At 40.4% G+C, this 24,773-nt stretch carries 23 protein-coding genes; 14 read left to right on the top strand and 9 right to left on the bottom strand.

The features are described 5' to 3' along the window. The first annotated feature begins 62 nt into the window (after nt 1-62). The 4 genes from HYG79_RS07270 to HYG79_RS07255 all read left to right on the top strand — a co-directional run bounded on the left by HYG79_RS07270 (nt 63) and on the right by HYG79_RS07255 (nt 3,605). A complete protein-coding gene (locus HYG79_RS07270) occupies nt 63-800 on the top strand; it encodes a TerB family tellurite resistance protein (RefSeq protein ID WP_179241447.1) in 738 nt (245 codons plus the stop codon). A gap of 29 nt (nt 801-829) precedes the next feature. Then, nucleotides 830-1,414: a HupE/UreJ family protein gene (locus HYG79_RS07265; RefSeq protein WP_179241446.1), complete on the top strand. Its 585-nt coding sequence runs from the start codon at nt 830-832 to the stop codon at nt 1,412-1,414. Nucleotides 1,415-1,495: 81 nt separating this feature from the next. Continuing rightward, nucleotides 1,496-1,936 carry a deoxycytidylate deaminase gene (locus HYG79_RS07260; protein ID WP_179241445.1) on the top strand — a complete coding sequence of 147 codons (441 nt, stop codon included), beginning with the start codon at nt 1,496-1,498 and terminating at the stop codon, nt 1,934-1,936. 43 nt (nt 1,937-1,979) lie between these two features. Next, nucleotides 1,980-3,605, top strand: coding sequence for a S41 family peptidase (locus HYG79_RS07255; protein ID WP_179241444.1), 1,626 nt, complete (start codon nt 1,980-1,982; stop codon nt 3,603-3,605). Here HYG79_RS07255 and HYG79_RS07250 read toward each other — a convergent pair. Beyond that, nucleotides 3,602-3,805 (bottom strand): hypothetical protein, encoded by a 204-nt coding sequence (locus tag HYG79_RS07250; protein WP_179241443.1) that lies wholly within the window; start codon nt 3,803-3,805, stop codon nt 3,602-3,604. The two genes, HYG79_RS07255 and HYG79_RS07250, sit on opposite strands and share 4 nt — an antisense overlap. Before the next feature lie 62 nt (nt 3,806-3,867). Next, on the bottom strand, nt 3,868-4,446 hold the full coding sequence (locus HYG79_RS07245) for a MarC family protein (protein WP_179243503.1): 579 nt from the start codon (nt 4,444-4,446) through the stop codon (nt 3,868-3,870). Between the two features lie 122 nt (nt 4,447-4,568). Here HYG79_RS07245 and HYG79_RS07240 point away from each other — a divergent pair, with 122 nt between their 5' ends. Further along, complete coding sequence (locus tag HYG79_RS07240) at nt 4,569-5,141, top strand: DUF3109 family protein (protein WP_179241442.1); 573 nt, start codon at nt 4,569-4,571, stop codon at nt 5,139-5,141. On the opposite strand, the gene HYG79_RS07235 is transcribed toward HYG79_RS07240, so the two are convergent. Beyond that, the gene (locus HYG79_RS07235) at nt 5,131-7,149 is read right to left on the bottom strand and encodes a tetratricopeptide repeat-containing sensor histidine kinase (protein WP_228027954.1); all 2,019 of its coding nucleotides are present in this window, start codon (nt 7,147-7,149) and stop codon (nt 5,131-5,133) included. The genes HYG79_RS07240 and HYG79_RS07235 overlap by 11 nt on opposite strands. 13 nt (nt 7,150-7,162) lie before the next feature. After that, nucleotides 7,163-7,897, bottom strand: a complete 735-nt coding sequence (locus tag HYG79_RS07230) for a LytR/AlgR family response regulator transcription factor (protein ID WP_179241441.1) — start codon at nt 7,895-7,897, stop codon at nt 7,163-7,165. 373 nt (nt 7,898-8,270) lie between these two features. Here HYG79_RS07230 and HYG79_RS07225 point away from each other — a divergent pair, with 373 nt between their 5' ends. The 4 genes from HYG79_RS07225 (at nt 8,271) to HYG79_RS07210 (ending at nt 13,178) form a co-directional block, all read left to right on the top strand. Then, nucleotides 8,271-8,432, top strand: coding sequence for a hypothetical protein (locus HYG79_RS07225; protein ID WP_179241440.1), 162 nt, complete (start codon nt 8,271-8,273; stop codon nt 8,430-8,432). Nucleotides 8,433-8,461: 29 nt separating this feature from the next. Further along, the gene (locus HYG79_RS07220; RefSeq protein WP_179241439.1) at nt 8,462-9,010 is read left to right on the top strand and encodes a hypothetical protein; all 549 of its coding nucleotides are present in this window, start codon (nt 8,462-8,464) and stop codon (nt 9,008-9,010) included. A 566-nt stretch (nt 9,011-9,576) separates the two neighbouring features. Next, entirely contained in the window at nt 9,577-10,563 is a 987-nt protein-coding gene (locus tag HYG79_RS07215) for a ribonucleotide-diphosphate reductase subunit beta (RefSeq protein ID WP_179241438.1), read from the top strand. A gap of 125 nt (nt 10,564-10,688) precedes the next feature. Continuing rightward, the gene (locus tag HYG79_RS07210; protein ID WP_179241437.1) at nt 10,689-13,178 is read left to right on the top strand and encodes a ribonucleoside-diphosphate reductase subunit alpha; all 2,490 of its coding nucleotides are present in this window, start codon (nt 10,689-10,691) and stop codon (nt 13,176-13,178) included. A 665-nt stretch (nt 13,179-13,843) separates the two neighbouring features. Here the strand turns inward: HYG79_RS07210 and HYG79_RS07205 are convergent. The 3 genes from HYG79_RS07205 to HYG79_RS07195 are packed head-to-tail and all read right to left on the bottom strand — an operon-like array spanning nt 13,844 to nt 17,175. After that, a complete protein-coding gene (locus tag HYG79_RS07205) occupies nt 13,844-14,767 on the bottom strand; it encodes a TIM barrel protein (protein WP_179241436.1) in 924 nt (307 codons plus the stop codon). A 48-nt stretch (nt 14,768-14,815) separates the two neighbouring features. Next, nucleotides 14,816-15,463: a gluconate 2-dehydrogenase subunit 3 family protein gene (locus tag HYG79_RS07200; RefSeq protein ID WP_179241435.1), complete on the bottom strand. Its 648-nt coding sequence runs from the start codon at nt 15,461-15,463 to the stop codon at nt 14,816-14,818. Further along, a complete protein-coding gene (locus HYG79_RS07195; RefSeq protein ID WP_179241434.1) occupies nt 15,463-17,175 on the bottom strand; it encodes a GMC oxidoreductase in 1,713 nt (570 codons plus the stop codon). Before HYG79_RS07195 ends, HYG79_RS07200 begins: the two co-directional genes overlap by 1 nt. 142 nt (nt 17,176-17,317) lie before the next feature. On the opposite strand from HYG79_RS07195, the gene HYG79_RS07190 reads away from it, so the two are divergent. From HYG79_RS07190 to HYG79_RS07175, 4 genes are all read left to right on the top strand, one after another. Further along, on the top strand, nt 17,318-18,319 hold the full coding sequence (locus HYG79_RS07190) for a sugar phosphate isomerase/epimerase family protein (protein WP_179241433.1): 1,002 nt from the start codon (nt 17,318-17,320) through the stop codon (nt 18,317-18,319). 23 nt (nt 18,320-18,342) lie between these two features. Further along, complete coding sequence (locus tag HYG79_RS07185) at nt 18,343-18,786, top strand: DinB family protein (RefSeq protein WP_179241432.1); 444 nt, start codon at nt 18,343-18,345, stop codon at nt 18,784-18,786. Nucleotides 18,787-18,888: 102 nt separating this feature from the next. Next, nucleotides 18,889-20,067, top strand: a complete 1,179-nt coding sequence (locus HYG79_RS07180; protein WP_179241431.1) for an MFS transporter — start codon at nt 18,889-18,891, stop codon at nt 20,065-20,067. Between the two features lie 23 nt (nt 20,068-20,090). Next, on the top strand, nt 20,091-21,227 hold the full coding sequence (locus tag HYG79_RS07175) for a Gfo/Idh/MocA family protein (protein WP_179241430.1): 1,137 nt from the start codon (nt 20,091-20,093) through the stop codon (nt 21,225-21,227). 76 nt (nt 21,228-21,303) lie between these two features. Here HYG79_RS07175 and HYG79_RS07170 read toward each other — a convergent pair whose 3' ends face one another. Beyond that, complete coding sequence (locus HYG79_RS07170) at nt 21,304-21,768, bottom strand: ASCH domain-containing protein (RefSeq protein ID WP_179241429.1); 465 nt, start codon at nt 21,766-21,768, stop codon at nt 21,304-21,306. An 87-nt stretch (nt 21,769-21,855) separates the two neighbouring features. After that, a complete protein-coding gene (locus HYG79_RS07165) occupies nt 21,856-23,559 on the bottom strand; it encodes a GMC oxidoreductase (RefSeq protein ID WP_179241428.1) in 1,704 nt (567 codons plus the stop codon). Between the two features lie 148 nt (nt 23,560-23,707). Here HYG79_RS07165 and HYG79_RS07160 point away from each other — a divergent pair, with 148 nt between their 5' ends. Further along, nucleotides 23,708-24,760, top strand: coding sequence for a sugar phosphate isomerase/epimerase family protein (locus tag HYG79_RS07160; protein ID WP_179241427.1), 1,053 nt, complete (start codon nt 23,708-23,710; stop codon nt 24,758-24,760). The last annotated feature ends 13 nt before the right edge of the window (nt 24,761-24,773 follow it).

The following is a 24,773-nucleotide window of genomic DNA, read 5'->3' as shown; positions in this document are numbered from 1 at the left end:
ACTTTTCCTTAGCCCTATTTTTAGGGGCTAAAATCCTATCTTTGCCGAAATTTTGATACGCTATGGTAAAATGGTTCACGGCCATTCTAGGATATTTCATATTTAGGTTTCCCGGAGCTATCGTTGGGTTTTTGTTGGGAAGTTTTATTGACAACCTGAACAGTAGCGGAGGTGGTCCTACCACCGTTTTTAGGGATATTGGAAGACAACAGGTCACCCCGGCCGATTTTGAATTGAATCTGCTCTCCCTGTGCTCACTGGTTATAAAGGCTGACGGTACGGTAAGCAAAAGCGAAATGAACTATGTACAACAGTATTTCGTAAGCACTTATGGTAAAGAAAAGGCGAACGCCATTTTTAGGACCTTTAACGAAATCAATAAAAAAAGGGAAATTTCCGCACAACGTATCTGTACTTTTTTGAACCAGCGCACACGTTACGAAGTACGTTTGCAATTGTTGCATTTTTTATTTGGCATTGCCCAGGCCGATGGAGCGGTAAGTAATGCTGAAATTAATAGGATACAAGAAATTTCAGGGTATTTAAGGGTTTCGTTTCGAGATTTTGAAAGTATCAAGGCCATGTTCATCAAATCTGCAGATACGGCATATAAGATTTTGGAGATAGAAAAATCTGCCAGTGATGATGAGGTAAAAAAGGCCTACCGGGCCATGGCAAAAAAATACCATCCGGACAAGGTCATTACCAAAGATGAAGCCATTAAAAAAGGAGCGGAAGAAAAGTTCAAACGTGTGCAAAAAGCCTATGAGACCATTCAAAAAGAGCGGGGAATCGTTTAAATTTGATGTATCAGATAAATATAATGTAAATGCAAGAATTTTGGTTTTACGTTCAATTGGGATTGCGTCATGTGCTGGATTTTTCAGCCTATGACCATATTTTGTTCCTATCGGCCTTGGCCGTTCCGTTTACTTTCAAAAAATGGAAGCATATTGTGCTCTTGGCGACTATTTTTACCATTGCCCATTGTAGTTCGCTGGCGTTATCGGTCTATGAGGTAATGACCGTGGATTCTGGCCTTATAGAGTTTTTGATTCCCGTTACCATATTCTTGACCGCCATCTTCAATCTTGTTTTTGCCAAAAATGCTATTGAGGCTACCGGCTTTTATCTACATGCCCTGGCTACCGCTTTTTTTGGTTTGATACATGGTTTTGGCTTTAGTAACTACTTTAAAATGCTTATGGCCGAGGAAGAAGAAAAACTTTTGCCCTTGTTGGGTTTTGCTACGGGTATCGAAGTTTCACAAATACTCATTATTCTCTGTATTTTGACCATCGCCTTTTTGTCCCAAATAGTTTTTAAGGTCAAAAAACCGATTTTTATAACCATTACTTCAATTATTATCATGTGTATCACAATACCCATGCTCATTAATACGTTCCCGAATTAGGTTTAACTAAATATTAGTTAAATTGGGTTGTAGGGCTTTTATAAAGAAGGTATCTTAGATATTTATACGTTTCTGATTATTTTGGCAAAAGACAGCAAGCAAGAAAAGTACGATAAGGCCTATTTGCGTATGGCTTTGGAATGGGGAAAACTATCCTACTGCCAACGCAAACAAGTAGGTGCGATCATCGTTAAGGATAGGATGATAATCTCTGACGGCTATAACGGTACCCCTACCGGGTTTGAGAACATATGTGAAGATGAAGATGGAAATACCAAATGGTATGTTTTACATGCAGAGGCCAATGCGATAAGCAAAGTGGCTTCTTCCACCCAATCCTGTGAAGGGGCGACGTTGTACATAACCCTATCACCATGTAAGGATTGCAGTAAGTTGATACACCAATCCGGCATAAAACGTGTAGTATATCAAAAGGGATACAAAGATTCCACCGGATTGGATTTTTTAAAAAGGGCTGGCGTACAATTGGAGCATATGCCCAATATTGAAAGTGTTCCCTAAAGAAATATTGCCCCTTAAAACGAACTTTGAAATTGTTTACCCAATGAAAAAGAAATATAGTTATTTACTCCCCACATTTATAGGCGCTGCCTTGGCTTTGGGAATCTTCATTGGGGGCAAGCTCCATTTTAACGACACACCTGAAAGGTTGTTCACTACGAATTCCAAAAAAGATAAGTTAAATCGGCTCATTGACTACATTGACCATGAATATGTAGATGAGGTCAATACAGATAGCATTGTTGATGTTACCATAAATAATATCTTGGAAAAATTGGACCCACACTCCGTTCACATTCCAAAAGACGAGATGGAGAGTGTTACCGAGAGCATGAAAGGTGATTTTGTGGGTATCGGCGTCAATTTTTATAGATATCGCGACACTATAGCCGTTATCCGTACCGTGGAGAACGGTCCTAGCCACAAAAAAGGAATAAAACCGGGAGACCGTATCCTTATGGCGGACAACGATACGCTTTATGGGGGTAAAATTGGCGAAAAAACGGTAATCAACACGCTTAAGGGCAAAAAAGGCAGTCCTGTTAAATTAAAAGTATATCGTAAAGAGGAGAACAGAACGTTTACGGTAACCTTAAAACGAGATATCGTTCCTATCAAAAGTGTCGTAGCCTACTATATGCTTACACCGGATATGGGTTATATCAAAATCAATCGGTTTGCGGAATCTACCTATAAAGAATTCAAAAAGGCATTGAGGGAGTTGCAACGGAGCGGGGCCCAAAAATTGACTTTAGACCTAAGGGACAACCCTGGTGGTTATCTGGGCATTGCAGAAAAAATGGCAGATGAATTCCTGAAAGATGGTAAATTGATATTGTTTACCAAAAACAAAAAGGGAAAAATCAACAAAAGTTACGCTACGGACAAAGGTAGCTTTGAGGACAAGCCCATTTATGTTCTCATTAACGAGCGTTCAGCATCGGCTAGCGAGATTATAGCTGGTGCGTTACAGGACAACGACATAGGCACCATTGTTGGGCGCCGTTCTTTTGGGAAGGGCCTTGTTCAACGCGAAATGGAATTGGGCGATGGCTCTGCGGTACGCTTGACCGTTTCACGATACTACACGCCAACGGGGCGGTCTATTCAAAAAGACTATAAAAAAGGAAATAAGGATTATTATAAGAAGTTCACAGATCGTTACCACAATGGCGAACTGGTTTCAGTTGATAGTATTAAAGTCGCAGATTCCTTAAAGTTCAAAACATCCAAAGGCAAAATAGTATATGGCGGCGGGGGAATCATTCCCGATGTTTTTGTGCCCATTGGGTCTAATGAGGACGAGGCCGTAAACAGTATGGACGGTGGTGGATTTCTCAACTATTTTGTCTTTGAACATCTGGACAAAAACCGAAAAGAGTACAGCGGTTACACCAAAAAAGAATTTGTTCAGGACTTTACCGTTGATGATATCCTTTTTGAACGGTTTGTGGACTATTGTTTAAACCGAGGTATACGAATGGGCTTTTATGACTACGAGGACAAAATAAAACTATATCTAAAGGCCACTTTGGCCGAACAGCTTTTTGACCCCAATACCTACGCCAAAATAAAAAGCCGAGGAGATGACATGCTCAATAAAGTTATGGAGTTGGACAGGCCTACATTTCAACAAAGTGAGGTAGAGGAAATCGAATCCCAAAACTAATCCTCGTCTATTTTTCGTTGAATTTTTTTTGAAGTCATATAAATGAGCAATAAAACTATAGCGCAAAGCGATGCTACTATGCCGATCAAGGCGATAACGCTGTTACCTTGTAAAGGGTCTTGAAAATCGATCAAAGTAACGTTATAGGCTATCAAGGCCACGGCCAAAACGATAAGAATAATGGTTAGTATCTTGTTCATAGTATGTATTTTTTCTTCTTGACCTTTACAAACCAACCTAATTCATGTTTAAGGTCAAATGCCTAGAAAAGCTGGTTTATGTTTGCGGCGAACAGCTTAACGGCAATCGCCAATAAAATGACCCCGAATACTTTTCGAATTACATTTAGCCCGTTGTTGCCAAGAAATTTTTCAATTTTTTTGGACGACTTCAGTACCAGATATACAAAAATAATGTTTACGATAATGGCAACAATGATATTCTCCACATAATATTCCGCACGTAAGGACAATATAGATGTCATTGTACCGGCCCCAGCAATTAACGGGAACGCTATGGGCACTATAGATGCGCTTTCGGGCATGTCATCTTTATAGAGCGTAACGCCCAAAATCATTTCAATGGCCAAAAAGAAAATAATGAATGCCCCGGCCACGGCAAATGAGTTTACATCTATCCCTATGAGTTTTAAGATTTCCTCACCCACGAACAAAAAAGCGACCATGATGCAGGCGGCTACAATGGATGCCTTTTCGGACTGTATGTGCCCCACTTTGCTGCGTAGGCCAATGATAATGGGGATACTCCCCAAAATGTCGATTACGGCGAATAAAATCATGCTGGCCGTTGCTATCTCCTTAAAATTAAAATGAAAGGTCATACCCCTTAAAAATTTTTGCAAATTTACGCTTAAATAATAGGTTTGGATTACAGGCATATCAAAATAATTTTAAGAAGACAATATTCATTAAAAAAGTATCTTTGCCATCTTAACATTACAGCATGTTTCAACTGGAAAAAACCATAGTTTCCGAAGAAATTTTGGAAAACGATTTTGTATGTAACCTCAGTGCCTGTAAAGGCGCCTGTTGCGTAGATGGTAATGCGGGCGCACCTTTGGACGATAAGGAAACCGAGATCTTGGTAGATATCTACAGTAAGGTAAAACCCTTTTTACGCAAAGAAGGTATTGATGAGATTGAACGGCAAGGCGCCTTTATAAAAGGGGACGATGGTGAGTGGGAAACCCCTTTAGTAAACGGTAGCGAATGTGCCTACGTTGTTTTTTCGGAAAACGGTACGGCAAAATGCGGTTTGGAGGAAGCATACAACCAAGGTGCGACTACATGGAAAAAACCGGTCTCCTGCCATCTATACCCTGTTAGGGTTCGGGAATATACCGGACTTACAGCGGTAAACTATCACAAATGGGAAATATGTGATGCTGCCTGTGCCCTTGGTGAAGAATTAAAGGTGCCCATCTACAAATTTGTAAAAGAAGCTTTGGTGCGCAAGTTTGGGGCCGCTTGGTACAAAGCATTGGAGCAAGTGGCCCAAGAACACACTAAATCGTAGGAATATATAATATTACCTTGGTGCCTGCGGGTTTACTATTATCGTCATACAGATCCACAATATCCACATTAAACGAGTTTTGATAATCTCTTGAAAAATTGGCCAAACGCTCTTTGGTAATATCGATACCGACCGATTTTCGCTTCAATACCTTACTTTCCTTTATTTTTTCGGAGGCATCCCTTCCTACGCCATTATCGGTAATGGAAATTTGTATAAAATTGGAGTCCTGTTTGCTTACCCGTAAATCTATTTTTTTGCTTCCTTCTTTTGAGGATAGGCCGTGCCATAATGCGTTCTCTAAAAAAGGTTGTAATATCAACGACGGAATCTTAATGGTGTGGACGTCAATATTGTCATCGATCATGATATTGAAATCGATTTCGTTTGAAAAACGGATGTTTTCTATATTCATATAAAGTTCCACGGTCTCCAATTCCTCCGCTAACGGGATTTCTTTTAAAGAGGAGGCTTCGAGTATTTTACGTACCAATTTGGAGAACTTGTTTAGGTAATACACCGCATTCTTCTTCTCGTTATTGATAATATACAGCTTGATGGAATTCAAGGAATTGAACAAAAAGTGCGGATTCATTTGACTTCGGAGCATACTTTGTTCCAAAGTCAACAACTTTTTTTCGTTATTTAATTGAAATTGGCGATAGAGTATATAAAAAATGCCCGCCAATAACGCTAGGGCAATCCCCCCGATGATAAGCGTTGTACGGTTTTTTCTAAGCTTTAACTGGGTAATCTCGTTTTGTTTCACCAGTTTTTCTATTTCGCTGCTCTTCTTTTCGGAATCATATCTAAAAATAATATCGTTGACATACCGTACTGTGCTCTCTTCGAGAATTTTTTCATCAATTTGCTGTGCCTTGTCCTTGTAGTCCAAGGCTTTTTCATATTCTCCCCTTTTTTTGAAAAGTTCGGATAGTAGGTGACTTGCTTTGGACATGTACTCTTCAAGATTCAATTTTTCGGCCGTTTTCAGTCCGCCCAACATGCTTTTTTCTGCTTCGTCATAATTGCCTGTCAACATTTGTGCCCATCCCAGGTTTACCTCGGCAGGCGCTATGAGAAAGCCGTCGCCCAAAGTTTTTGCCAGCTGTAGGGATTTTTCCAATTTTGGAACCGCTTTGGTAGATTGCCCCAACTTTATGTACACCTGTGAAATGCTGGTGTTGCAGATGACCCTTCCCATATCCGAATTTATCTGTTCGTTGAACGAAAGTGAAGTTTCATAGTTTTTTAGGGCTTCTTGTAAATTGCCTTGAAGTTCTTGGCATTCGCCGATATTTTGATAGTTTACCGCTTGGCCAAGTTTATTGCCCAGTTCTGCCTCTAGCTTTAAGGACTTTCTAAATTGTACGATGGCCAGGTCGTATTGTTTCAAGGTTTGGTAAAGATTACCGATACGGTTCAGCGATACGTTGATGCTTCTTTTTAGGCCGTCCGATGGGTTTTTGACGGTTTCGGCCAATTCCAATGCTTTTTGGTTATAGTCCATAGCCGTCCTTACCGATGATATACGATGGTATACCACCCCGAGATTGTTTAGGCTAGAGACCCTAAACTCCAAGTTATCGGCGGTCTCGGCAATATCCAGTGCTCTTTGATGCAGCGCTATGGACTGGGAATATAGTGACTTGTTACGGTAGGTTCTTCCCAGTTCGTTGAGGGCATAGGACTGTCCCGCCGCATATTTTTTTTCGGCTGCCAAACGTTCTACATAGCGCATGAGTATGGTATCGGTTCGTTTGTTCCTAAGCACTGAATGTATACCTACAAAAGTTTCGGGCGCTTTTGTAAAAAGGCTATCAACGGTTTCTTTAAAGCTATCCGGTATTTTTTGGACAATACCCTCGGCATTTAGTTTATAACTATCTGGGCCACCTTGTGAAAATACCTGAAGGGGCGACAACAAAAAACCTATGAAAAAAAAATATTTTCCGAATGCCAGGGCAAGGGAAAATAGAAAATTGAGGCTATGTTGGTTTTTTTTCAAAGGCGTTCAATGGTTAAATCAGATCTAAAAAATCTGACTTTTTTTGGCGGGAAACCGGTATTTTATGATTGGATTGGAGAACTACGTAACCATCGGTCTTTAAAAATTCCTTTATCTTGTTCAAGTTGATGATGTATGAATTATGTATTCTAAAAAAAGAATCTCCGGGTAAGAGTTCATTTACCTCTTTCAGCTTTTTGGTCAATACGATTTTTTGCCCGTCAGAAAGATAAATCGTGCTGTAGTTTCCATCAGATTCCGCATAAAGTATTTCATCGTTCTCCAAGAACAATAATTTACCATCGGTATTGATGGTTATTTTTTTGTTGATGGACTTTGAATTGAAGTTGAGCAAAATCTTTTCTAGCCTTTCCGCAGTGTAGTTTTTTGAATTGAACTTTTTGATTTTGACAATGGTATCCTTTAAATCATCGGTATCAATTGGTTTCAACAAATAGTCTATCGCCTCATTTTTTAAGGCTTTTATGGCGTATTGATTGTACGCCGTTGTAATGACTACCGGAAAATCCTTGTTCTTCAGATTTTGGATAAATTGAAAACCGTCCATTTTGGGCATTTCAATATCCAAAAAAAGACAGTCGGGAGTATTGCTTTCCAAATAGCTCAATGCTTCCGAAGAATCGGTAAAGGAAGCCATAACCTTAATTTCATCACTAAAATTGGTCAGCTCCCAAGTCAAGCTTTGTAGGGCTTTTATCTCGTCGTCTACTATTACTGCGTCTAACATAATATAAAGGTAAGTTAATCAAAAATAGCGGTATTGCATATGGGCTGCACCTAAACATGTATCAATGGGTTTGTTTATGGTATAATTGGTAATAAATCACCGAAAACCTGTCAATTTGTAGGTTTTTATCTACGGTATAATTACATGAATATATTGTAAAAGGCATTATTTTTACTTAAATAATTGATTTTCAATACTTTATTGATGGGTAAGTACAAGGATTTGGATTTTTACCATTTATACAGGATATAGTGCAAGTTATACAAATTGCATTTTTGAATATGTGGGTTGCCGTTATCTTTAACCTATCAAAAATTGAGTCCCTGTTAAGTAAAATCAAGTTTAGAAAAACAAAACCTTTAAATAATAGACCATGAGAAAGAGTTTTATTTTATTCACGATTTTGATAGCTACATTGGTTTTTGCGGTAATGACCGACAGTTCTGAAAATTCAAACTATGAGAAAAGTCTCATTGTTGATAGTGAGGATGGTAGTGATTTATTGGCCAGCGAAATTGTTTCACAAGATCAATAACAGCTTTCAATAACAAATGAAAATATAGTATGCCACAATTTTTTGTCAAAATATCAAAAATAAGTTTTTGGGTGCTGGTGCCACTACTTTTCTTTTCCAATGGTACGCTCAATACACCCGTTGACCCAATTGATTTGGAGAACGGCAGCTACGTATTTACCACGACCGGGGATTTTGACAAAAAGCTGAAAGGGGACATAAATTTTGAATCCAAAATCGAAATAGATAGTGATGGCACACCTTTTTCCACGCTACAGTTCAACTTACAAAACAAAGCAACCGCTCATGGGCACGCTTTTGGGTTTTTGGTTTCCAAGGCTGGTACAAATGAGGGCATTACCAAAGGAACATATAAGGTCGCTAAGAACATTGATGGTTTCTTAAACTGTTTTGATGGTGTATTCGGATTTGCAGATATAGCGGGATTGGGAGAAACTCCCTTTTTTGCACGTAACGGTAAAATAACCATATCACACTTTAATGATAAAGTAATTAGTGGATTTATAACAATTACATTACAAAACACAAATGGAAAAAATATAACCGTAAAAGGGAATTTTACGGCAGTCGAAAAGTAAAATATATTTGAGTATTTATGAAACTGCCAGGCTACAGGTGCGATTTTGAGACATTTCAATTAAAAAAGGAGTGTCTTGCTATTTTTGATAGTCTAACCGATTGATTACGACTAATTGGTCAACCAAAACCAAACATTGGTTAAGGAATCTTGCACGATTTTTAGGTTTCGGGGGAACTACCTAGATCAGCAAACCCAATTTAAGTGATTTTAAATTTTGATAATCGGTCAAATCGTACAGGTCTGGCGGTATTCATAAAATCAAGTGGCATTCGTTATGGTTTGACCATAAACCGGTAAAATTGATAAACCAAATAGTATGTTCTTACATACTATTTGGTTTATTTTTTTCTGTTGAATCTTTAGATAAAAATCACGATAAATTTTTTTTATCGTAACAGTAATGAACATCACTTGTGAGCCTAGATTTCAACAACTTGTGTTAAAAACTTTGTAGTGAAAATGATAAAACACCCTTCGTAAACCGATCACATTTGCACATCTTTGTTAGTCCCAATAAACGGGTAATGTTCACCCGTTTTACACTAATCTTTTAAAAATATAATTATGTCCGCAGCTGTAGAGCCTATTTTGGAAGCAAATGATGACCGCTTTGTGATTTTCCCTATCAAACACGATGATTTGTGGGAATGGTATAAAAAATGTGAAGCGTGTTTTTGGACGGCCGAGGAAATCGATCTTCACGAAGATTTAACCGATTGGAACAATAAATTAAATGATGATGAGCGTTATTTCATCAAGCATATTTTAGCCTTCTTTGCCGCTTCGGACGGTATCGTTAATGAAAATTTGGCCGAAAACTTCGTAAGCGAAGTACAGTATGCAGAGGCTAAGTTTTTCTATGGTTTTCAGATTATGATGGAGAACATCCACTCGGAAACCTACTCCCTTTTGATAGATACTTATGTGAAAGATGAAAAAGAGAAAAACATTCTATTCAAGGCCATTGAAAACTTCCCCGCAATCAAAAAGAAGGCGGACTGGGCATTGAACTGGATAGAGTCACCAAGTTTCGCGGAGCGTTTGATTGCCTTTGCAGCGGTCGAGGGTATTTTCTTCTCCGGAGCTTTTTGTTCTATTTTTTGGTTGAAAAAAAGAGGCTTAATGCCCGGGCTTACCTTTTCAAATGAGCTCATATCCAGAGATGAAGGTATGCATTGTGACTACGCCGTTCATCTGCACAATAAACATTTGATCAACAAAGTGCCCAAAGAGCGTATTACCCAAATTTTGACCGATGCTTTGGATATTGAACGTGAGTTTATCACAGAGTCGCTTCCTGCAAGTTTAATTGGTATGAACTCTAAATTGATGACACAATATTTAGAGTTTGTAACGGATAGATTATTGGTGGAATTAGAATGTGATAAAGTATACAATTCTACCAACCCATTTGATTTCATGGACATGATTTCCCTACAAGGTAAAACCAACTTTTTTGAGAAAAGAGTGTCGGAGTACCAAAAAGCAGGTGTTCTTAATAAAGATAAAAACGAAGATGCTCAAAAAATAAGTTTTGATGCGGATTTTTAAATAGTAGTACACATTGGTCAACCCCTTTTTGAAAAGGGGTTTTTGTGACCTACCCCAAAAATGTTAATTTTTTAACAGAAAATTAGGTTAGGCCCCTATATATCACCTTAAATAAAATGTAGCACATGTATGTAGTAAAAAGAGACGGACGAAAAGAACTGGTCATGTTCGATAAAATCACGGCCAGGGTTAGAAAATTATGTTATGGCCTTAATGGGTTGGTAGACCCGCTAAAAGTGGCCATGCGTGTCATTGAAGGGCTTTATGATGGGGTGACGACCTCCGAACTGGATAATCTAGCGGCTGAGATTGCGGCTACTATGACGACAACGCATCCCGATTATGCCAAGTTAGCAGCCCGTATCTCTGTTTCCAACTTACATAAGAACACAAAAAAATCCTTCTCGGAAACCATGAAGGATCTATACGAATATGTAAATCCAAGAACGGGAAAAAAAGCCCCTTTGTTATCCGATGAAGTATACAAAGTGATACAGGAAAATGCGGAACGATTGGATTCCACTATCATTTATAACCGGGATTTTGGCTACGACTATTTCGGTTTTAAAACGTTGGAACGCTCCTATCTTTTAAAGTTAAATGGCCAGATCGCCGAACGTCCACAGCATATGTTGATGCGCGTTTCCGTAGGTATTCATTTGGATGATCTGGACTCGGCAATCGAGACCTACGAGCTAATGTCCAAAAAGTACTTCACACACGCTACTCCCACACTTTTCAACTCCGGTACGCCAAAACCACAGATGTCCTCCTGTTTTCTTTTGGCGATGAAAGATGACAGTATTGATGGTATTTACGATACTTTAAAGCAAACTGCAAAAATTTCCCAATCTGCCGGTGGCATAGGGCTGTCAATTCACAATGTAAGGGCCACAGGTTCCTATATTGCCGGAACCAATGGTACATCTAACGGTATTGTCCCTATGCTGCAGGTATTTAATGATACTGCTAGGTACGTAGATCAAGGTGGTGGAAAGCGCAAAGGCAGTTTCGCTATTTATATGGAACCATGGCATGCGGATATCTTTGAGTTCTTGGATTTGAAAAAAAATCATGGCAAAGAAGAAATGCGTGCTCGCGATTTGTTCTATGCCATGTGGATTTCTGACCTCTTCATGAAAAGGGTAGAAACCAATGAGGAATGGACACTTATGTGCCCTAATGAATGCCCTGGGCTATTTGAGTGCCACAGCGATGAGTTTGAAAAACTGTATACAGGTTACGAAGCTGCCGGTAAAGGAAGAAAAACCGTAAAGGCACGCGAACTTTGGGAAAAAATATTGGAATCCCAAATTGAAACGGGAACACCATACATGCTCTATAAAGATGCTGCCAACCGTAAGAGTAACCAAAAAAACCTGGGTACCATACGTTCTTCAAACCTATGTACGGAAATTCTGGAATACACTTCGCCCGATGAGGTCGCTGTATGTAATTTGGCATCCATTGCGTTACCCATGTTCGTGAAAAATGGTGCGTTTGACCATAAGGAGCTGTTTAAGGTAACCAAACGGGTCACCAAAAATTTGAATAGGGTAATCGATAGAAATTATTATCCCGTAAAAGAGGCAGAAAACTCGAATATGCGTCATAGGCCTATCGGCCTTGGGGTGCAAGGTTTGGCAGATACCTTCATTATGTTGCGTTTGCCCTTTACGAGCGATGCTGCCAAAAAACTTAACCAAGAGATTTTTGAAACACTCTACTTTGCTGCGGTTACCGCCTCTATGGAATTGGCGAAAGAAGAGGGTTCCTATTCATCTTACAAAGGCTCTCCCATGGCGAATGGCGAATTTCAGCACAATCTTTGGGGTATCAAGGACGAAGAGCTTTCGGGACGTTGGAATTGGGAAAAGTTAAGAAAGGACGTAAAAAAGAACGGGGTTCGTAATTCTTTACTTGTGGCGCCGATGCCAACGGCATCTACCTCACAGATTTTAGGGAACAATGAATGCTTTGAGCCCTATACTTCAAATATTTATACGAGAAGGGTATTGTCCGGTGAGTTTATCGTTGTGAACAAACACTTATTGGAAGATCTGGTTGAATTAGGTTTATGGAACGAGAACATGAAACAGGAATTAATGCGTGCCAACGGATCTATACAGCATATTGAAACCATACCCCAAGATATTAGGGACTTGTATAAAACGGTCTGGGAACTCAGCATGAAGGATATCATTGATATGTCCAGACACAGAGGATACTTTATCGACCAGAGCCAATCCCTTAACTTGTTTATGGAGAACGCAAACTATTCCAAGTTGACTTCCATGCATTTTTACGCATGGAAAAGCGGTCTAAAAACAGGAATGTATTATTTAAGGACCAAAGCTGCGGTAGATGCGATAAAATTCACATTGGACAATAGCAAAAAGAAAGCGGCTCCTGTAAGTGTTGCTGCCGAAGCAGAAGCTATCGCTACTGCACCATCTGATAAAGATGCTTCCGCTATGGAAGTAAAGGCAACAGCGATAACCCCACAAACGCAAGAATCGGATATACAGCCTATGACACCTGCTGAAATGAAGGAAATGATAGCACGTGCAAAAGAAGGCCAAGCTGATGATGATTGCCTTATGTGCGGCTCATAAGCTTTTGAGTCCCTAGAAAAATTAGTGTTTATATTTATGAAAAGCACCTTTGGATTGCCCTGTTCCGTTTGGCATGAAAAAGGTGTTTTTGTTTGTATGAAACGATTATAATATAAAGCTACACACAAGTAGCATTCAAAAGAGATGGTTTGGTTCTTGAACTAAGGAGAAACTACTTTTTCAGATATGTTTTTGTAATGGCATAAGAGGATAAAAGTAACGTTCCGTATACAATCAAAAAAATAATATAATTATCCATCTCGGTATTTTTATCGGGGTTCTGTAATAATATACGGACGAACTACACAAAAAGATTACTCAAACATAACTTTTAGATAATGGTCAAGACAAATTTTTGTCAATATTTTCATGCACTAGTGCATGAAAACCATCACTGTGTGGCAATAGTGCGTATTAGTTTTTGAAATAGTGTCTGTAGACTATTTTGGAAACTAACAACAACATAGCATAAGCAAAAAGTACGTAGAAATCGGGGGTCATGTTACAAATAACGTAAAATGTAGTCAGTATCTTACATTGAAAAGCTGCATTTCATCGAAAAAGTGCTAAAAAAACCGATGAAATACACTTTTCTGCAAATCGATTGGTTTCAATACGTATTATATCATGTGTATTTTGAGGATTAAAATATACCAACTAACGTGTTATTGCAGAAAATCATCCACTTTTTTATAGGCATCTATCACGGCCTGCTCACCAGCTTTGTCCGGTTTAGAGTTGCCGTGTTCCATCCCTAAAACACCATCAAAACCTTTACTATGAATAAATTTAAACACATTGTTGTAGTTTATCTCCCCTGTAGTAGGTTCTTTTCTTCCGGGGTTGTCCCCAATTTGGATATAAGCTATTTCATCCCATGAAGCCTCTATATTGGGAATAAGGTTACCTTCTTGTATTTGCTGATGATAAATATCAAAAAGAATTTTACAGGAGGGGGAATCCACAGCTTTGCAAACAGCATAGGCTTGGGGAGATTTTGTTAAAAATAACCCGGGGTGATCCCTAAAATTCAAAGGTTCAAGAACCATGGTCAAATCATGGGGTTCCAATAGGGCAGAAGCCTGTTTGAGCGTTTCCACCACATTTGCGGTTTGGTAGCCCATGTTTTGTTTTAGGTCTAAATGACCCGGTACAACGGTCATCCATTTGGCGTTTACACGTTTGGCAACCTCTATGGATGTTTTTATATAGCCCAAGAATTCTTCCCTTTTGGAAATATTGCCAGAAGCAAGGTTAGGCTCTTTCCAATAGATTTTGTGGGCCACGAATACACCCATGGTAATGCCTACATCTTGCATCGCTTTTGCCATTTTATCTTGTAAGGCAATATCACGTTCACGCATATTGTTATCCTCAAAAGCGGTAAAGCCTTGATCCGCCATAAAATGCAATTGGTCAATAGGGTCTTTCCCGGCAAGATGCTTGAACATGCCCAAATGTGGGGCATATTTTAAATTGAACGTATGTGCTTTTACAGGTCTGGCAGTTTTGGAATAAGAAAAGGCCCCACCGAGTGCAAGTGATCCACTGGTAAGGGCCGAAGTTTTTATGAAATTTCTTCTCTTCATTTTATAATAATCAATAAGTACCGATTATTAAATATTGATAAGTTTTAATTATAAAGACCATGCCTTGCCACCTGTCAATTCTTGTAAATCCCCACAGCCAATATATTCTCCGGGAACAGGAAGATACGCCAACACTTCTTCTCCCACGTATTCTGAGGTTTTGTAGCCCCAAACTGTCATGCCCCTCAGGTTATTGGCGAAAGCGAAGCGCGATATAGAATCGTCCAAAGCAGCTTCACTGCCCTGCTCCACGGCTTCATTGTAGCCCCTGATCATATCGAAGTTCTTGATTTCCTCTTCTTTGGTGTATTTCAATGCGGATGCAAGTACAGGTTCTAAATCCTCGGCATTTAAATCAGCGATTTTTTCTTTACCGGAATCTTTTAGGGCCTTATCGACAAACTTGGCCATCGTCATTTTTATAAAGTCCTGCTGTTCTTTTTCGACAACTTGATCTATAAAACGATCTATAAACACATGCACATTTACCTCCGATGCGGCAGGCGTATCGGTTTTCGGTAGAATGATATCTACCAAGGTGGTGAGCACATTGCCTTGCTCCTTTGTGAAAAAATCAGGGGTCCATTCAATGATTTTCTCATTTTTACAGCCCTGTACTATACTGATCAAAGTTGGGGTGGCCACGGTATAACCCAAAGCGAGCCCCATATTTTTTAATGCTTTTCTTCTATCCATTATATATTTCCTTTTTTAAGTTGTTGTGCGGCATGGTTAGCGGCCCTTGCTGAAAAGGCCATATAGGTTAAAGAGGGGTTTACACAACTGGCCGAGGTCATAAATGAACCATCTGTAACATAAACGTTGGAGACATCGTGTAATGCATTGTTTCTATCCACTACTGATGTTTTTCTGTTGCTTCCCATACGTGCCGTGCCCATTTCATGTATGCCAAGTCCCAGAGCACTTGGGTTATCGTAACCCTGGACATCACGTAGCCCGGCTTTTTCCAACATTTCCACGGCTGCTTCCTGCATATCCTTTCTCATGTTCAGTTCATTTTCCTGAAGTTCGGCATCAAAGGTTACCGTGGGTAGTCCCCATTGGTCTTTTTTGTCGTAATCCAATGTAAACCTGTTGTCTTGATGTGGTAGTACCTCTCCAAAGCCCATCATACCAAAAGTCCACCCGCCAGGTTTTAGAACGGCATCTTTTAAATCTTTTCCATGGGACAGTTCGGCAACAGTATCTTCCCAGTTACCTCTAGATGCACCACCTTGGTATCCAAATCCACGCTTATAGTCATCTCTATCGGATTTGCCGCCCAAGTTTCTAAACCTGGGGATATAGATGCCATTGGGTTTTCTTCCTTTGTAATACTTATCATCAAAGCCATCAAACTTTCCCGAAGCCCCGACCTGAAGCTGGTGATCCATAATATTGCGGCCCAACTGGTCGGAGTCGTTGCCCATACCATCGGGAAAACGATCAGATTTGGATTGCATTAGGATAGATGTTGATGCAATGGCCGACGCACAAAGAAAAATGACTTTTGCCTTAAATTCAAACGTTTCCTTGGTAACACGGTCTATCACCTTTACCCCAGTCGCTTTTTTGGTATCAGGATCGTACATTACCTCGTGTACAATGGAGTCTGGGCGTAAAGTCATGTTTCCGGTAGCTTCTGCTGCTGGCAAGGTAGAGGATAAACTACTAAAGTAAGCCCCAAACGGGCAACCTCTGATACATCTATTTCTATATTGGCATTTACTTCTACCATCAAAATTCTTGGTTCCGGTAATGTGGGCGACCCGTCCTGCGGTTACAACGCGACCATCAAAATTTTCTGCAACTTTTTCCCTAAAGTCCTGTTCAACACAGTTCAGCTCCATCATGGGTAAAAAATTACTGTCCGGTAGTTGCGGAAGGTTAAGAGCTTCACCGCTCACACCAATGTAGGTCTCTACTTTTTCGTACCATGGGGCGATATCCTTATAGCGAACGGGCCAATCAATAGCGATACCTTCCTTTGCATTTGCCGTAAAATCTATATCGCTCCAACGGTAACTGTGACGGCCCCATTGCAGGGAGCGCCCTCCAACGTGGTAACCGCGCATCCAATCAAATCGTTTCTTTTCATTATATGGGTGCTCCAAATCGTTCACGAACCACATTTTACTTGCGGCATTCGTGGTATACCCCGTTCTATTTTGTTTTTCCTGTTTGGCAATATCTTCCCTTGTGGGCTGTCCCGCATTGGGGAAATCCCACGGATCCATATTGGCGGTCTCATAGTCTTCAATATGTTTTACCATTCTACCACGCTCCAAGACCAAGGTCTTTAAACCGTTTTCACAAAGTTCCTTGGCAGCCCATCCACCGCTTATACCGGTCCCTACGACAATGGCATCATACGATTCTTGCTCCTCGTTGTAATAAAATTTACTCATGTACAGAATTGTTTATTCCCTAAATTTATTAAATATAAAATTAATTCTCTACTTTTAGTCGTTATAGTTATTGCGATAATCTTACTATAACGTTGTAGATAATTGGTTATATTCAAAACAAGACCCTAAACCATACGAATAAATGAAAAGAAAGCGTTTTTTTAAAAAAAGCACAGTGTTTATCCTAGTGTTATCAGTATTAGGAATTTATGCATGTAAAGAAGTAAAAAAAACTGAAGAAAACGCGGTAGTGGAAAACACCGCTACTGATGTTACCGAACCCTTTTTTGAACTCTCTTTGGCCCAATGGTCAATCAACAGAATGATACGCGAAGAAGGAGTAGATCCTTACACTTTTGCCGAAAAAGCTAAGGAATGGGGTTTTACGGGATTGGAATATGTGAGTCAATTATACCGGCCCGAATTGGAAAAAGAAGGCTATTCCCAAGAGGCTATGGGCATTTTCGTGGAGAAATGTAACGCCGAAGCAAAAAAGCACGGTATGGAGAACCTTTTGATTATGATCGATGGGGAGGGTGATCTGGCGACATCAAACGTATCGGAAAGAAAAAAAGCCATAGAAAATCACTATAAATGGGTTGATGCCGCTGCCGCTATGGGGTGCCACTCCATTCGTGTAAATCTATCCGGAGATAAAACGGAGGAAGAGTGGGTAAAAAGTTCTGTAGACGGATTGACCCAACTTTCCACATACGCCAAAAACAAAAACATCAACGTTATCGTGGAGAATCATGGTGGGCTATCGTCCAATGCCGCTTTGTTGAGCAAAGTTATGACCGAAGTCGATATGGAAAATTGCGGAACGTTGCCAGACTTTGGTAATTTTTGTGTCAAAAGGGAAAACGGCTCGTATTATGATGGGCCTTGCGCTGAAGAGTATGATATTTACAAGGGAGTAAAAGAGTTGATGCCCTTTGCAAAGGCGGTAAGTGCAAAGGCGTACAATTTTGACACCAATGGCGATGAGACAAAAATAGATTACGTAAAAATGTTGCAAATAGTTAAAAATGCAGGTTACACGGGTTTTATAGGTGTTGAGTACGAAGGTGATGAAATGGGCGAAAAAGAAGGCATATTGGCAACCAAAGAATTATTGGTGACAGCTGCGAAAAAGCTAAATTAGCACCAAACCAAACTGATTTTTTTATGAAAGCCTTTCTTAATCAGCTTTTTGACTATAATTTTTATTGTAATAAAAAGTATATCGAAGAGTTCAATATCATGAAAAACATTCCGGAAAAAAGCAATGTACTTTTTAGTCATATTCTAAATGCCCATCATATATGGAATATGCGTATAGTGGGCAAAACATCTGAGTATGGGGTGTTTCAAATACATGAAAGTAACGATTGGGACGATATTCATTATGAAAATCAAAGAAATTCCTTTGATATCATAACCCATACCGATGATTTTGAAAAGCGTATCGATTATGAAAATACCGAAGGTAGGTTGTTCACGAACACCATTCAAGATATGTTGTTTCATATTATAAACCACTCCGCCCACCATAGAGGGCAAATTGCCATGAATTTTAGGGCAAATGACCTTGAACCTTTAAAAACAGATTATATTCATTACAAAAGGTAGTTGAATTAACCGGGGCTGCCGTTCAGCGAAAATGTGACCTAGAGTATATTGGATTATTTATCTTACGATGTTTAAAAATCAACTAACATAACACATAACAAAATGGAAAGTATCAATAAAAACAGATTGTTTTTGGCCTCCTGTATGGCACTTATAGTAACGGCTATGACGTTTGCTATCAGGGCACGATTGGAAACAGTTTTTGGACCCGAAGGCGTAGGGCTTACTTTAGAACAGATAGGATATGCCTTTACGCCCGCCTTTTGGGGTTTTACCTTGGCGATGATAATCGGGGGACCATTGGTAGATTCTCTTGGAATTAAAAAGATTACTTGGTTAGCTTTTATCATGCATGCAATAGGTATTGTCTGGACTATAATGGCAAAGGATATGTCGTCTTTATTTATTGCCACTTTATTTGTAGGCATCGGTAATGGTATGGTAGAGGCCGCCTTGAATCCGATGATTGCTTCAATGTATACCAAGAACAAGACCAAAATGTTGAATCGGTTTCATGTCTGGTTTCCTGGCGGTATAGTGATAGGAGCTCTAGTGGGCTGGCTCGTTATGGACATTATGGGATTGAGCTGGCAAATTATGGTAGGCACTTTATTTATACCTCTGATTGTTTATGCTATATTGTTCTTAGGACAAAAGTTCCCGGTTACGGAGCGGGTACAAATGGGGATAAGCACAAAAAATATGTATGCAAGTTTGGCCAACCCGCTTTTCATATTCATGGTCATATGTATGTTGCTCACGGCGGCATCAGAACTGGGTACAACACAACGTATTGAGTCACTTTTAAAAACATCGGTTGAAAGCCCGTTGCTCGTACTGGCCTTTATCAACGGTATAATGGCTTTGGGAAGGGCTTTTGCGGGACAGGTCATCCATAAGTTGCAACCTGCGGGAATGTTATTGTTTTCTGCAATTTTCACATTCATCGGGTTATGGCTACTGACGATTACAAGTGGCGGTATGACGTTTGCTGCTGCTGCCGTATTTGCTGTGGGAGTCACTTTTTTTTGGCCCACCATGTTGGGTTTTGTGGCGGAATATTTACCCCAAACCGGGGCGTTGGGACTTTCAATAATGGGCGGAGCGGGCATGTTGTCGGTATCCATAGTTTTACCGCTTATGGGAATGCTTATGGATAATGCAGATGCAGGCGAAGCGTTGAGAACAATGTCAATACTACCAGCAATTTTGATATTGGCCTTTACAGGACTGTACCTTTACATGAAAAAAAGAAATTCAACAATAATAGAAGAAGTATAATTTTAAATAGATAGATTTTACTTATGGCAAAAAAAATAAGACTAGGAATATTAGGTGGCGGAGGCGATTCATTGATCGGGGTTTTGCATAGGGTAGCTTCACATATTAATGACAACTACCAAATAACCGGAGCGGTCTTTAATCCGGATTTTGAAGCAAGTATGTCTTTTGCAAAAGAAATAGATATTCCCTTAAACAGAATTTACAAAGATTTTGATACGCTTATCGAAGAGGAAATGAAACTTCCCAAAGACGAACGTATTGAAGTATGTTCAGTATTAACCCCTAATTTTCTTCATTTTCCCATGGCCAAAAAGCTGTTGGACAACGGTTTTCATGTCATTTGCGAAAAACCGATGACCACCACTCTCGAAGAAGCTAAAATTTTACGGGAGGCCCACAAAAAGGCGGGAACTGTTTTTGCCTTGACACATACCTATACCGGTTACCCTATGGTACGGCAAATGCGCGAAATGATTAAGGCGGGGGCATTGGGGAAAATACATAAAATAGACGCCAGATATTATCAAGGGTGGATCAATACCATAATACACGATCAGGAAAAACGCTCATCGGTTTGGCGATTGGACCCTGAAAAAGCTGGAATAAGTTCTTGTATGGGTGATATTGGCGTTCATGCTTTTAATATGGTAGAGTATACCACGGGCTTAAAAGTGAAATCACTTTTATGTGACTTCAACTATATCTATGAAGACAATAAGATGGATGTGGACGGTACGGTCCTTATTCGCATGGGAGACCATGTAAAAGGTGTGATTCGGGGAAGTCAAGTCGCAACGGGAGAGGAGAACGGATTGGCCATTGCCATTTATGGTGAAAAAGCGGCCTTTCGTTGGGAGCAGGAACGCCCCAACTTTTTATACATGATGAGCGACACGGAACCCACTAAGATATATAAGCCCGGTCACGAGTATAATTCTGAATTGTCTTTGGACGGTACAAAGTTGCCCCCAGGCCATCCGGAAGGCATCTTTGATTCCATGGCCAATATTTATTTGGGTGCAGCACGTGCCATCAGGGGAGAAAAGTATAATGACGGAGAATTCCCGACCATGCAAGATGGCGTGCGTGGGATGAATTTTATCGAAGCTACCGTTGCGTCCCATAAAAAAGGAAATGTTTGGGTAGCATTGGAATAGCGTACTATTCGTCAAAATATGTCATTAAGAAGAGCCGAACTAGTTCGGCTCTTCTTAATCGATCTTTAGTGTAACGCTATTCCGGAAAAACCTTTTCGAACTCCTGGCAAACGATAATCATGCTTTCCCTCGGAACGCGGTCAAAAGGTGCCAGTTCCCGTTCGTAATAGTCCCAGTGAACTTTTTTCCAGTACGGAAGGGATTTATCTCCTTCTCCCTCGATTTGGGCATATGCAGCCTCTATCGCAAAGAAAGGCTTTAAGCTTACCGCAGTGGTCCTTACAATACATTGTGCTTTGCCTTCCCAATTGGTAACGACCATAAATTCACCGATTTTTGGCAATGGTTCGTTGCGGTACTGCAATCCCAATAAAGAAGGTGATGTTGCCTTTTTAATGCCTGCCTTTACAAGTGCAGCACATTCATCGGCATCTTTTTCGTTATCACAAAAATGTATCACTTTGGGCGCTTCTTTAAAAGCATCCTCTAAATGGGCATCCAAATAGTCTCCCCACATATTCCTGGCCGAAGCATTCTCCATTGAATCTATATAAACAAGTTATCCTAATAATCCCTTTGTTTTGATAAGGAACGTTCAAAACACATAAATGTAACAACTATTGTAATGTTAAGAAAATTTACCGGCCTTAAATTGTTGTGCGGCATGATTTGCCGCTCTAGCGGTAAAAGCCATATAGGTGAGCGATGGGTTTACGCAGCTAGACGAGCTCATGAAAGCACCGTCGGTTACGTAGACGTTGGGCACTAAATGCACCTGGTTGTTCTTGTTCACTATGGATGTTTTAGGACTGCTCCCCATTCTTGCCCCTCCCATCTCGTGTATGCCCAGTCCAGGTCCCGAAGCCTCATCGTAGGAGGTCACGTCCTTAAAACCTGCGGCTTTGAACATGGCCACAATCTGTTTTTTGATATCCTCTCGCATATTATATTCGTTCTCCTTGAACTCAACATCAAAATCCAATTGCGGTAATCCCCATGTGTCTTTTTTGGTTTCACTTAGCGTAACCCTGTTGTCGTCGTAGGGTAAAAACTCCCCAAAACCAGTTACTCCTATTTGCCACTGTCCAGGTTTAAGAATTTCCTTTTTCAAATTCTTTCCGTATCCCATTTCCGCAATCGATTGCGACCAATCCCCTCTGCTTGCGCCACCTTGATACCCAAAACCGCGGAGGTAGTTTTTTCGTCTTGTTTTTTCGTCCAGATTTACGAAACGTGGAATATAAAACCCGTTCGCCCGCCGTCCTTTATAATAATTATCAAGATACCCCTCGACTTTAGCTGTTGCACCCAATTTATAATGGTGATCCATTATGCCACGACCCAAAGCATCTGAATCGTTGCCTAGTCCGTTGGGAAAACGTTCTGATTTGGATTGCATTAGAATTCCTACGGAAGCCATCGCAGAGGCGCAAAGGAAAATTACCTTGGCTTTAAATTCTATTTTTTCGTGGGTTTCTGCATCGATTACTTGAACACCAACAGCTCTCTTGGTCTTGTCGTCATAAATTACTTCGTATACGATGGAATTTGGCCGGAGCGTCATGTTCCCGGTACGTTCAGCGGCAGGCAATGTTGAAGAATTACTGCTAAAATAGCCCCCGAAAGGGCAACCTCTCCAACATCTATTTCTATTTTGGCAAACGCCGCGTCCCTCGATTTGTGCATCTTTATCGGTAATGTGTGCAGCCCTGCCTATGGTCAACAAACGCCCATCATCAAAATTATCTGCAATAGATTTTTGAAGCCCTTGTTCTACACAGTTCAACTCCATCGGAGGAAGAAATTTACCATCGGGAAGCTGTTTTAGACCTAAGTTTTGACCGCTTACCCCGATATATTCCTCTACTTTATCGTACCAAGGTGCGATGTCGGCATACCGAACGGGCCAATCTATACCTATACCCTCTTTTTTGTTGGCCTCAAAATCAATGTCGCTCCAACGATAGCTTTGCCGGCCCCAGGTCAACGATCGCCCGCCCACTTGATAGCCGCGTATCCAATCAAAACGTTTGGTCTCTACGTATGGGTGGTCCAAATCGTTGACGAAAAAGTGCTTTACATCTTCTTTCGGGGCCCACCCCAATCTTTTCTGTATGTGATACTTTTTTTTATCTTCGGAAGACAGTTCACCTTTTAGTTCATAATCCCAAGGGTCATCGTTCATGGTAGGATAATCCTTTATGTGCTCTACCATGCGGCCCCTTTCCAAGACCAAGGTCTTTAACCCGTTTTCACAAAGTTCTTTGGCGGCCCAACCGCCACTGATTCCCGTTCCTACAACAATGGCATCATACTGTTCTTCTGTATTCATTATCGATTTTTATCTTTTTCTACTGGTATTTCCTATATTTATAGCTTCACTAGCAATAAATTCAATGAAAGTATTTCTCTTTAAATATAGGATATAATTCTTAGTATTTGAACATATCTATTTTCAATAAACAGATTTAGAAACACTTATGAAGACAATTAAAGGACCCGCGGTTTTTTTAGCGCAATTCGTAGATGACAAAGCTCCCTTCAATTCTTTGGAGGGGATGTGCAAATGGGCATCAGGTTTGGGATATAAAGGAATTCAAATTCCGACTTGGGAAAATTTTCTGATTGATTTGGACAAGGCTGCCGAGAGCCAAACCTACTGTGATGAACTAAAGGGAAAAGTAAATTCGTACGGACTTGAGATAACAGAGCTTTCCACACATTTACAAGGGCAACTGGTTGCGGTAAACCCCGCATATGATTTAATGTTCGATAATTTTGCCCCGGATAATGTCAAGAACAACCCAAAGGCGCGTACACAATGGGCTATTGAAACGGTAAAAAAAGCGGCTACGGCCAGCAGACGTTTGGGCATAACCGCCCATGCTACTTTTTCGGGAGCGTTATTGTGGCATACATGGCACCCATGGCCGCAACGACCTGCCGGCCTGGTCGAAATGGGGTTTGAGGAGCTGGCCAAACGTTGGCTGCCCATCTTGGACCATTTTGACGAGCAAGGGGTTGATGTATGCTATGAAATACATCCGGGCGAAGATCTTCACGATGGGGACACCTTTGAGCGGTTTTTAGAGGGCACGGGCAACCACAAACGCGTTAACATCCTTTACGACCCAAGCCATTTTGTGCTGCAACAGTTAGATTACATTACGTACATAGATCATTACCATGAGTTTATAAAGTCTTTTCATGTGAAGGATTCGGAATTTAACCCAACAGGTAAAAAAGGAGCTTTCGGCGGTTATAACGACTGGGGAGACAGGGCGGGAAGGTATCGCTCACTGGGAGACGGTCAAATAGACTTCAAGACCATTTTTTCCAAATTAACACAGTACGGTTGTGATGTTTGGGCGGTGATGGAATGGGAATGCTGTATAAAAAGCCCCGAACAAGGAGCCAGAGAAGGGGCAATCTTTATACAAGACCATATTATCGAAGCTACCCAAAAAACCTTTGATGATTTCGCCGGTGCGGAAATCGATAAAACAACGCTAAAGAAAATATTGGGAATTTAGGCTTCAATAGCTT

Source organism: Costertonia aggregata (genome assembly GCF_013402795.1).
Classification (GTDB): Bacteria; Bacteroidota; Bacteroidia; order Flavobacteriales; family Flavobacteriaceae; genus Costertonia; species Costertonia aggregata.
This window is presented reverse-complemented; position numbering and strand designations above follow the sequence as displayed.

What these genes read in the sequence shown, in the direction of transcription:
- HYG79_RS07165 (WP_179241428.1), bottom strand. Translation starts at nt 23,559, where the DNA reads ATGAATACAGAAGAACAGTATGATGCCATTGTTGTAGGAACGGGAATC.
- HYG79_RS07200 (WP_179241435.1), bottom strand. Translation starts at nt 15,463, where the DNA reads ATGGATAGAAGAAAAGCATTAAAAAATATGGGGCTCGCTTTGGGTTAT.
- HYG79_RS07195 (WP_179241434.1), bottom strand. Translation starts at nt 17,175, where the DNA reads ATGAGTAAATTTTATTACAACGAGGAGCAAGAATCGTATGATGCCATT.
- HYG79_RS07160 (WP_179241427.1), top strand. Translation starts at nt 23,708, where the DNA reads ATGAAGACAATTAAAGGACCCGCGGTTTTTTTAGCGCAATTCGTAGAT.
- HYG79_RS07215 (WP_179241438.1), top strand. Translation starts at nt 9,577, where the DNA reads ATGTCCGCAGCTGTAGAGCCTATTTTGGAAGCAAATGATGACCGCTTT.
- HYG79_RS07270 (WP_179241447.1), top strand. Translation starts at nt 63, where the DNA reads ATGGTAAAATGGTTCACGGCCATTCTAGGATATTTCATATTTAGGTTT.
- HYG79_RS07185 (WP_179241432.1), top strand. Translation starts at nt 18,343, where the DNA reads ATGAAAGCCTTTCTTAATCAGCTTTTTGACTATAATTTTTATTGTAAT.
- HYG79_RS07210 (WP_179241437.1), top strand. Translation starts at nt 10,689, where the DNA reads ATGTATGTAGTAAAAAGAGACGGACGAAAAGAACTGGTCATGTTCGAT.
- HYG79_RS07250 (WP_179241443.1), bottom strand. Translation starts at nt 3,805, where the DNA reads ATGAACAAGATACTAACCATTATTCTTATCGTTTTGGCCGTGGCCTTG.
- HYG79_RS07190 (WP_179241433.1), top strand. Translation starts at nt 17,318, where the DNA reads ATGAAAAGAAAGCGTTTTTTTAAAAAAAGCACAGTGTTTATCCTAGTG.
- HYG79_RS07170 (WP_179241429.1), bottom strand. Translation starts at nt 21,768, where the DNA reads ATGGAGAATGCTTCGGCCAGGAATATGTGGGGAGACTATTTGGATGCC.
- HYG79_RS07175 (WP_179241430.1), top strand. Translation starts at nt 20,091, where the DNA reads ATGGCAAAAAAAATAAGACTAGGAATATTAGGTGGCGGAGGCGATTCA.
- HYG79_RS07205 (WP_179241436.1), bottom strand. Translation starts at nt 14,767, where the DNA reads ATGAAGAGAAGAAATTTCATAAAAACTTCGGCCCTTACCAGTGGATCA.
- HYG79_RS07220 (WP_179241439.1), top strand. Translation starts at nt 8,462, where the DNA reads ATGCCACAATTTTTTGTCAAAATATCAAAAATAAGTTTTTGGGTGCTG.
- HYG79_RS07230 (WP_179241441.1), bottom strand. Translation starts at nt 7,897, where the DNA reads ATGTTAGACGCAGTAATAGTAGACGACGAGATAAAAGCCCTACAAAGC.
- HYG79_RS07245 (WP_179243503.1), bottom strand. Translation starts at nt 4,446, where the DNA reads ATGACCTTTCATTTTAATTTTAAGGAGATAGCAACGGCCAGCATGATT.
- HYG79_RS07180 (WP_179241431.1), top strand. Translation starts at nt 18,889, where the DNA reads ATGGAAAGTATCAATAAAAACAGATTGTTTTTGGCCTCCTGTATGGCA.
- HYG79_RS07225 (WP_179241440.1), top strand. Translation starts at nt 8,271, where the DNA reads ATGAGAAAGAGTTTTATTTTATTCACGATTTTGATAGCTACATTGGTT.
- HYG79_RS07255 (WP_179241444.1), top strand. Translation starts at nt 1,980, where the DNA reads ATGAAAAAGAAATATAGTTATTTACTCCCCACATTTATAGGCGCTGCC.
- HYG79_RS07240 (WP_179241442.1), top strand. Translation starts at nt 4,569, where the DNA reads ATGTTTCAACTGGAAAAAACCATAGTTTCCGAAGAAATTTTGGAAAAC.
- HYG79_RS07265 (WP_179241446.1), top strand. Translation starts at nt 830, where the DNA reads ATGCAAGAATTTTGGTTTTACGTTCAATTGGGATTGCGTCATGTGCTG.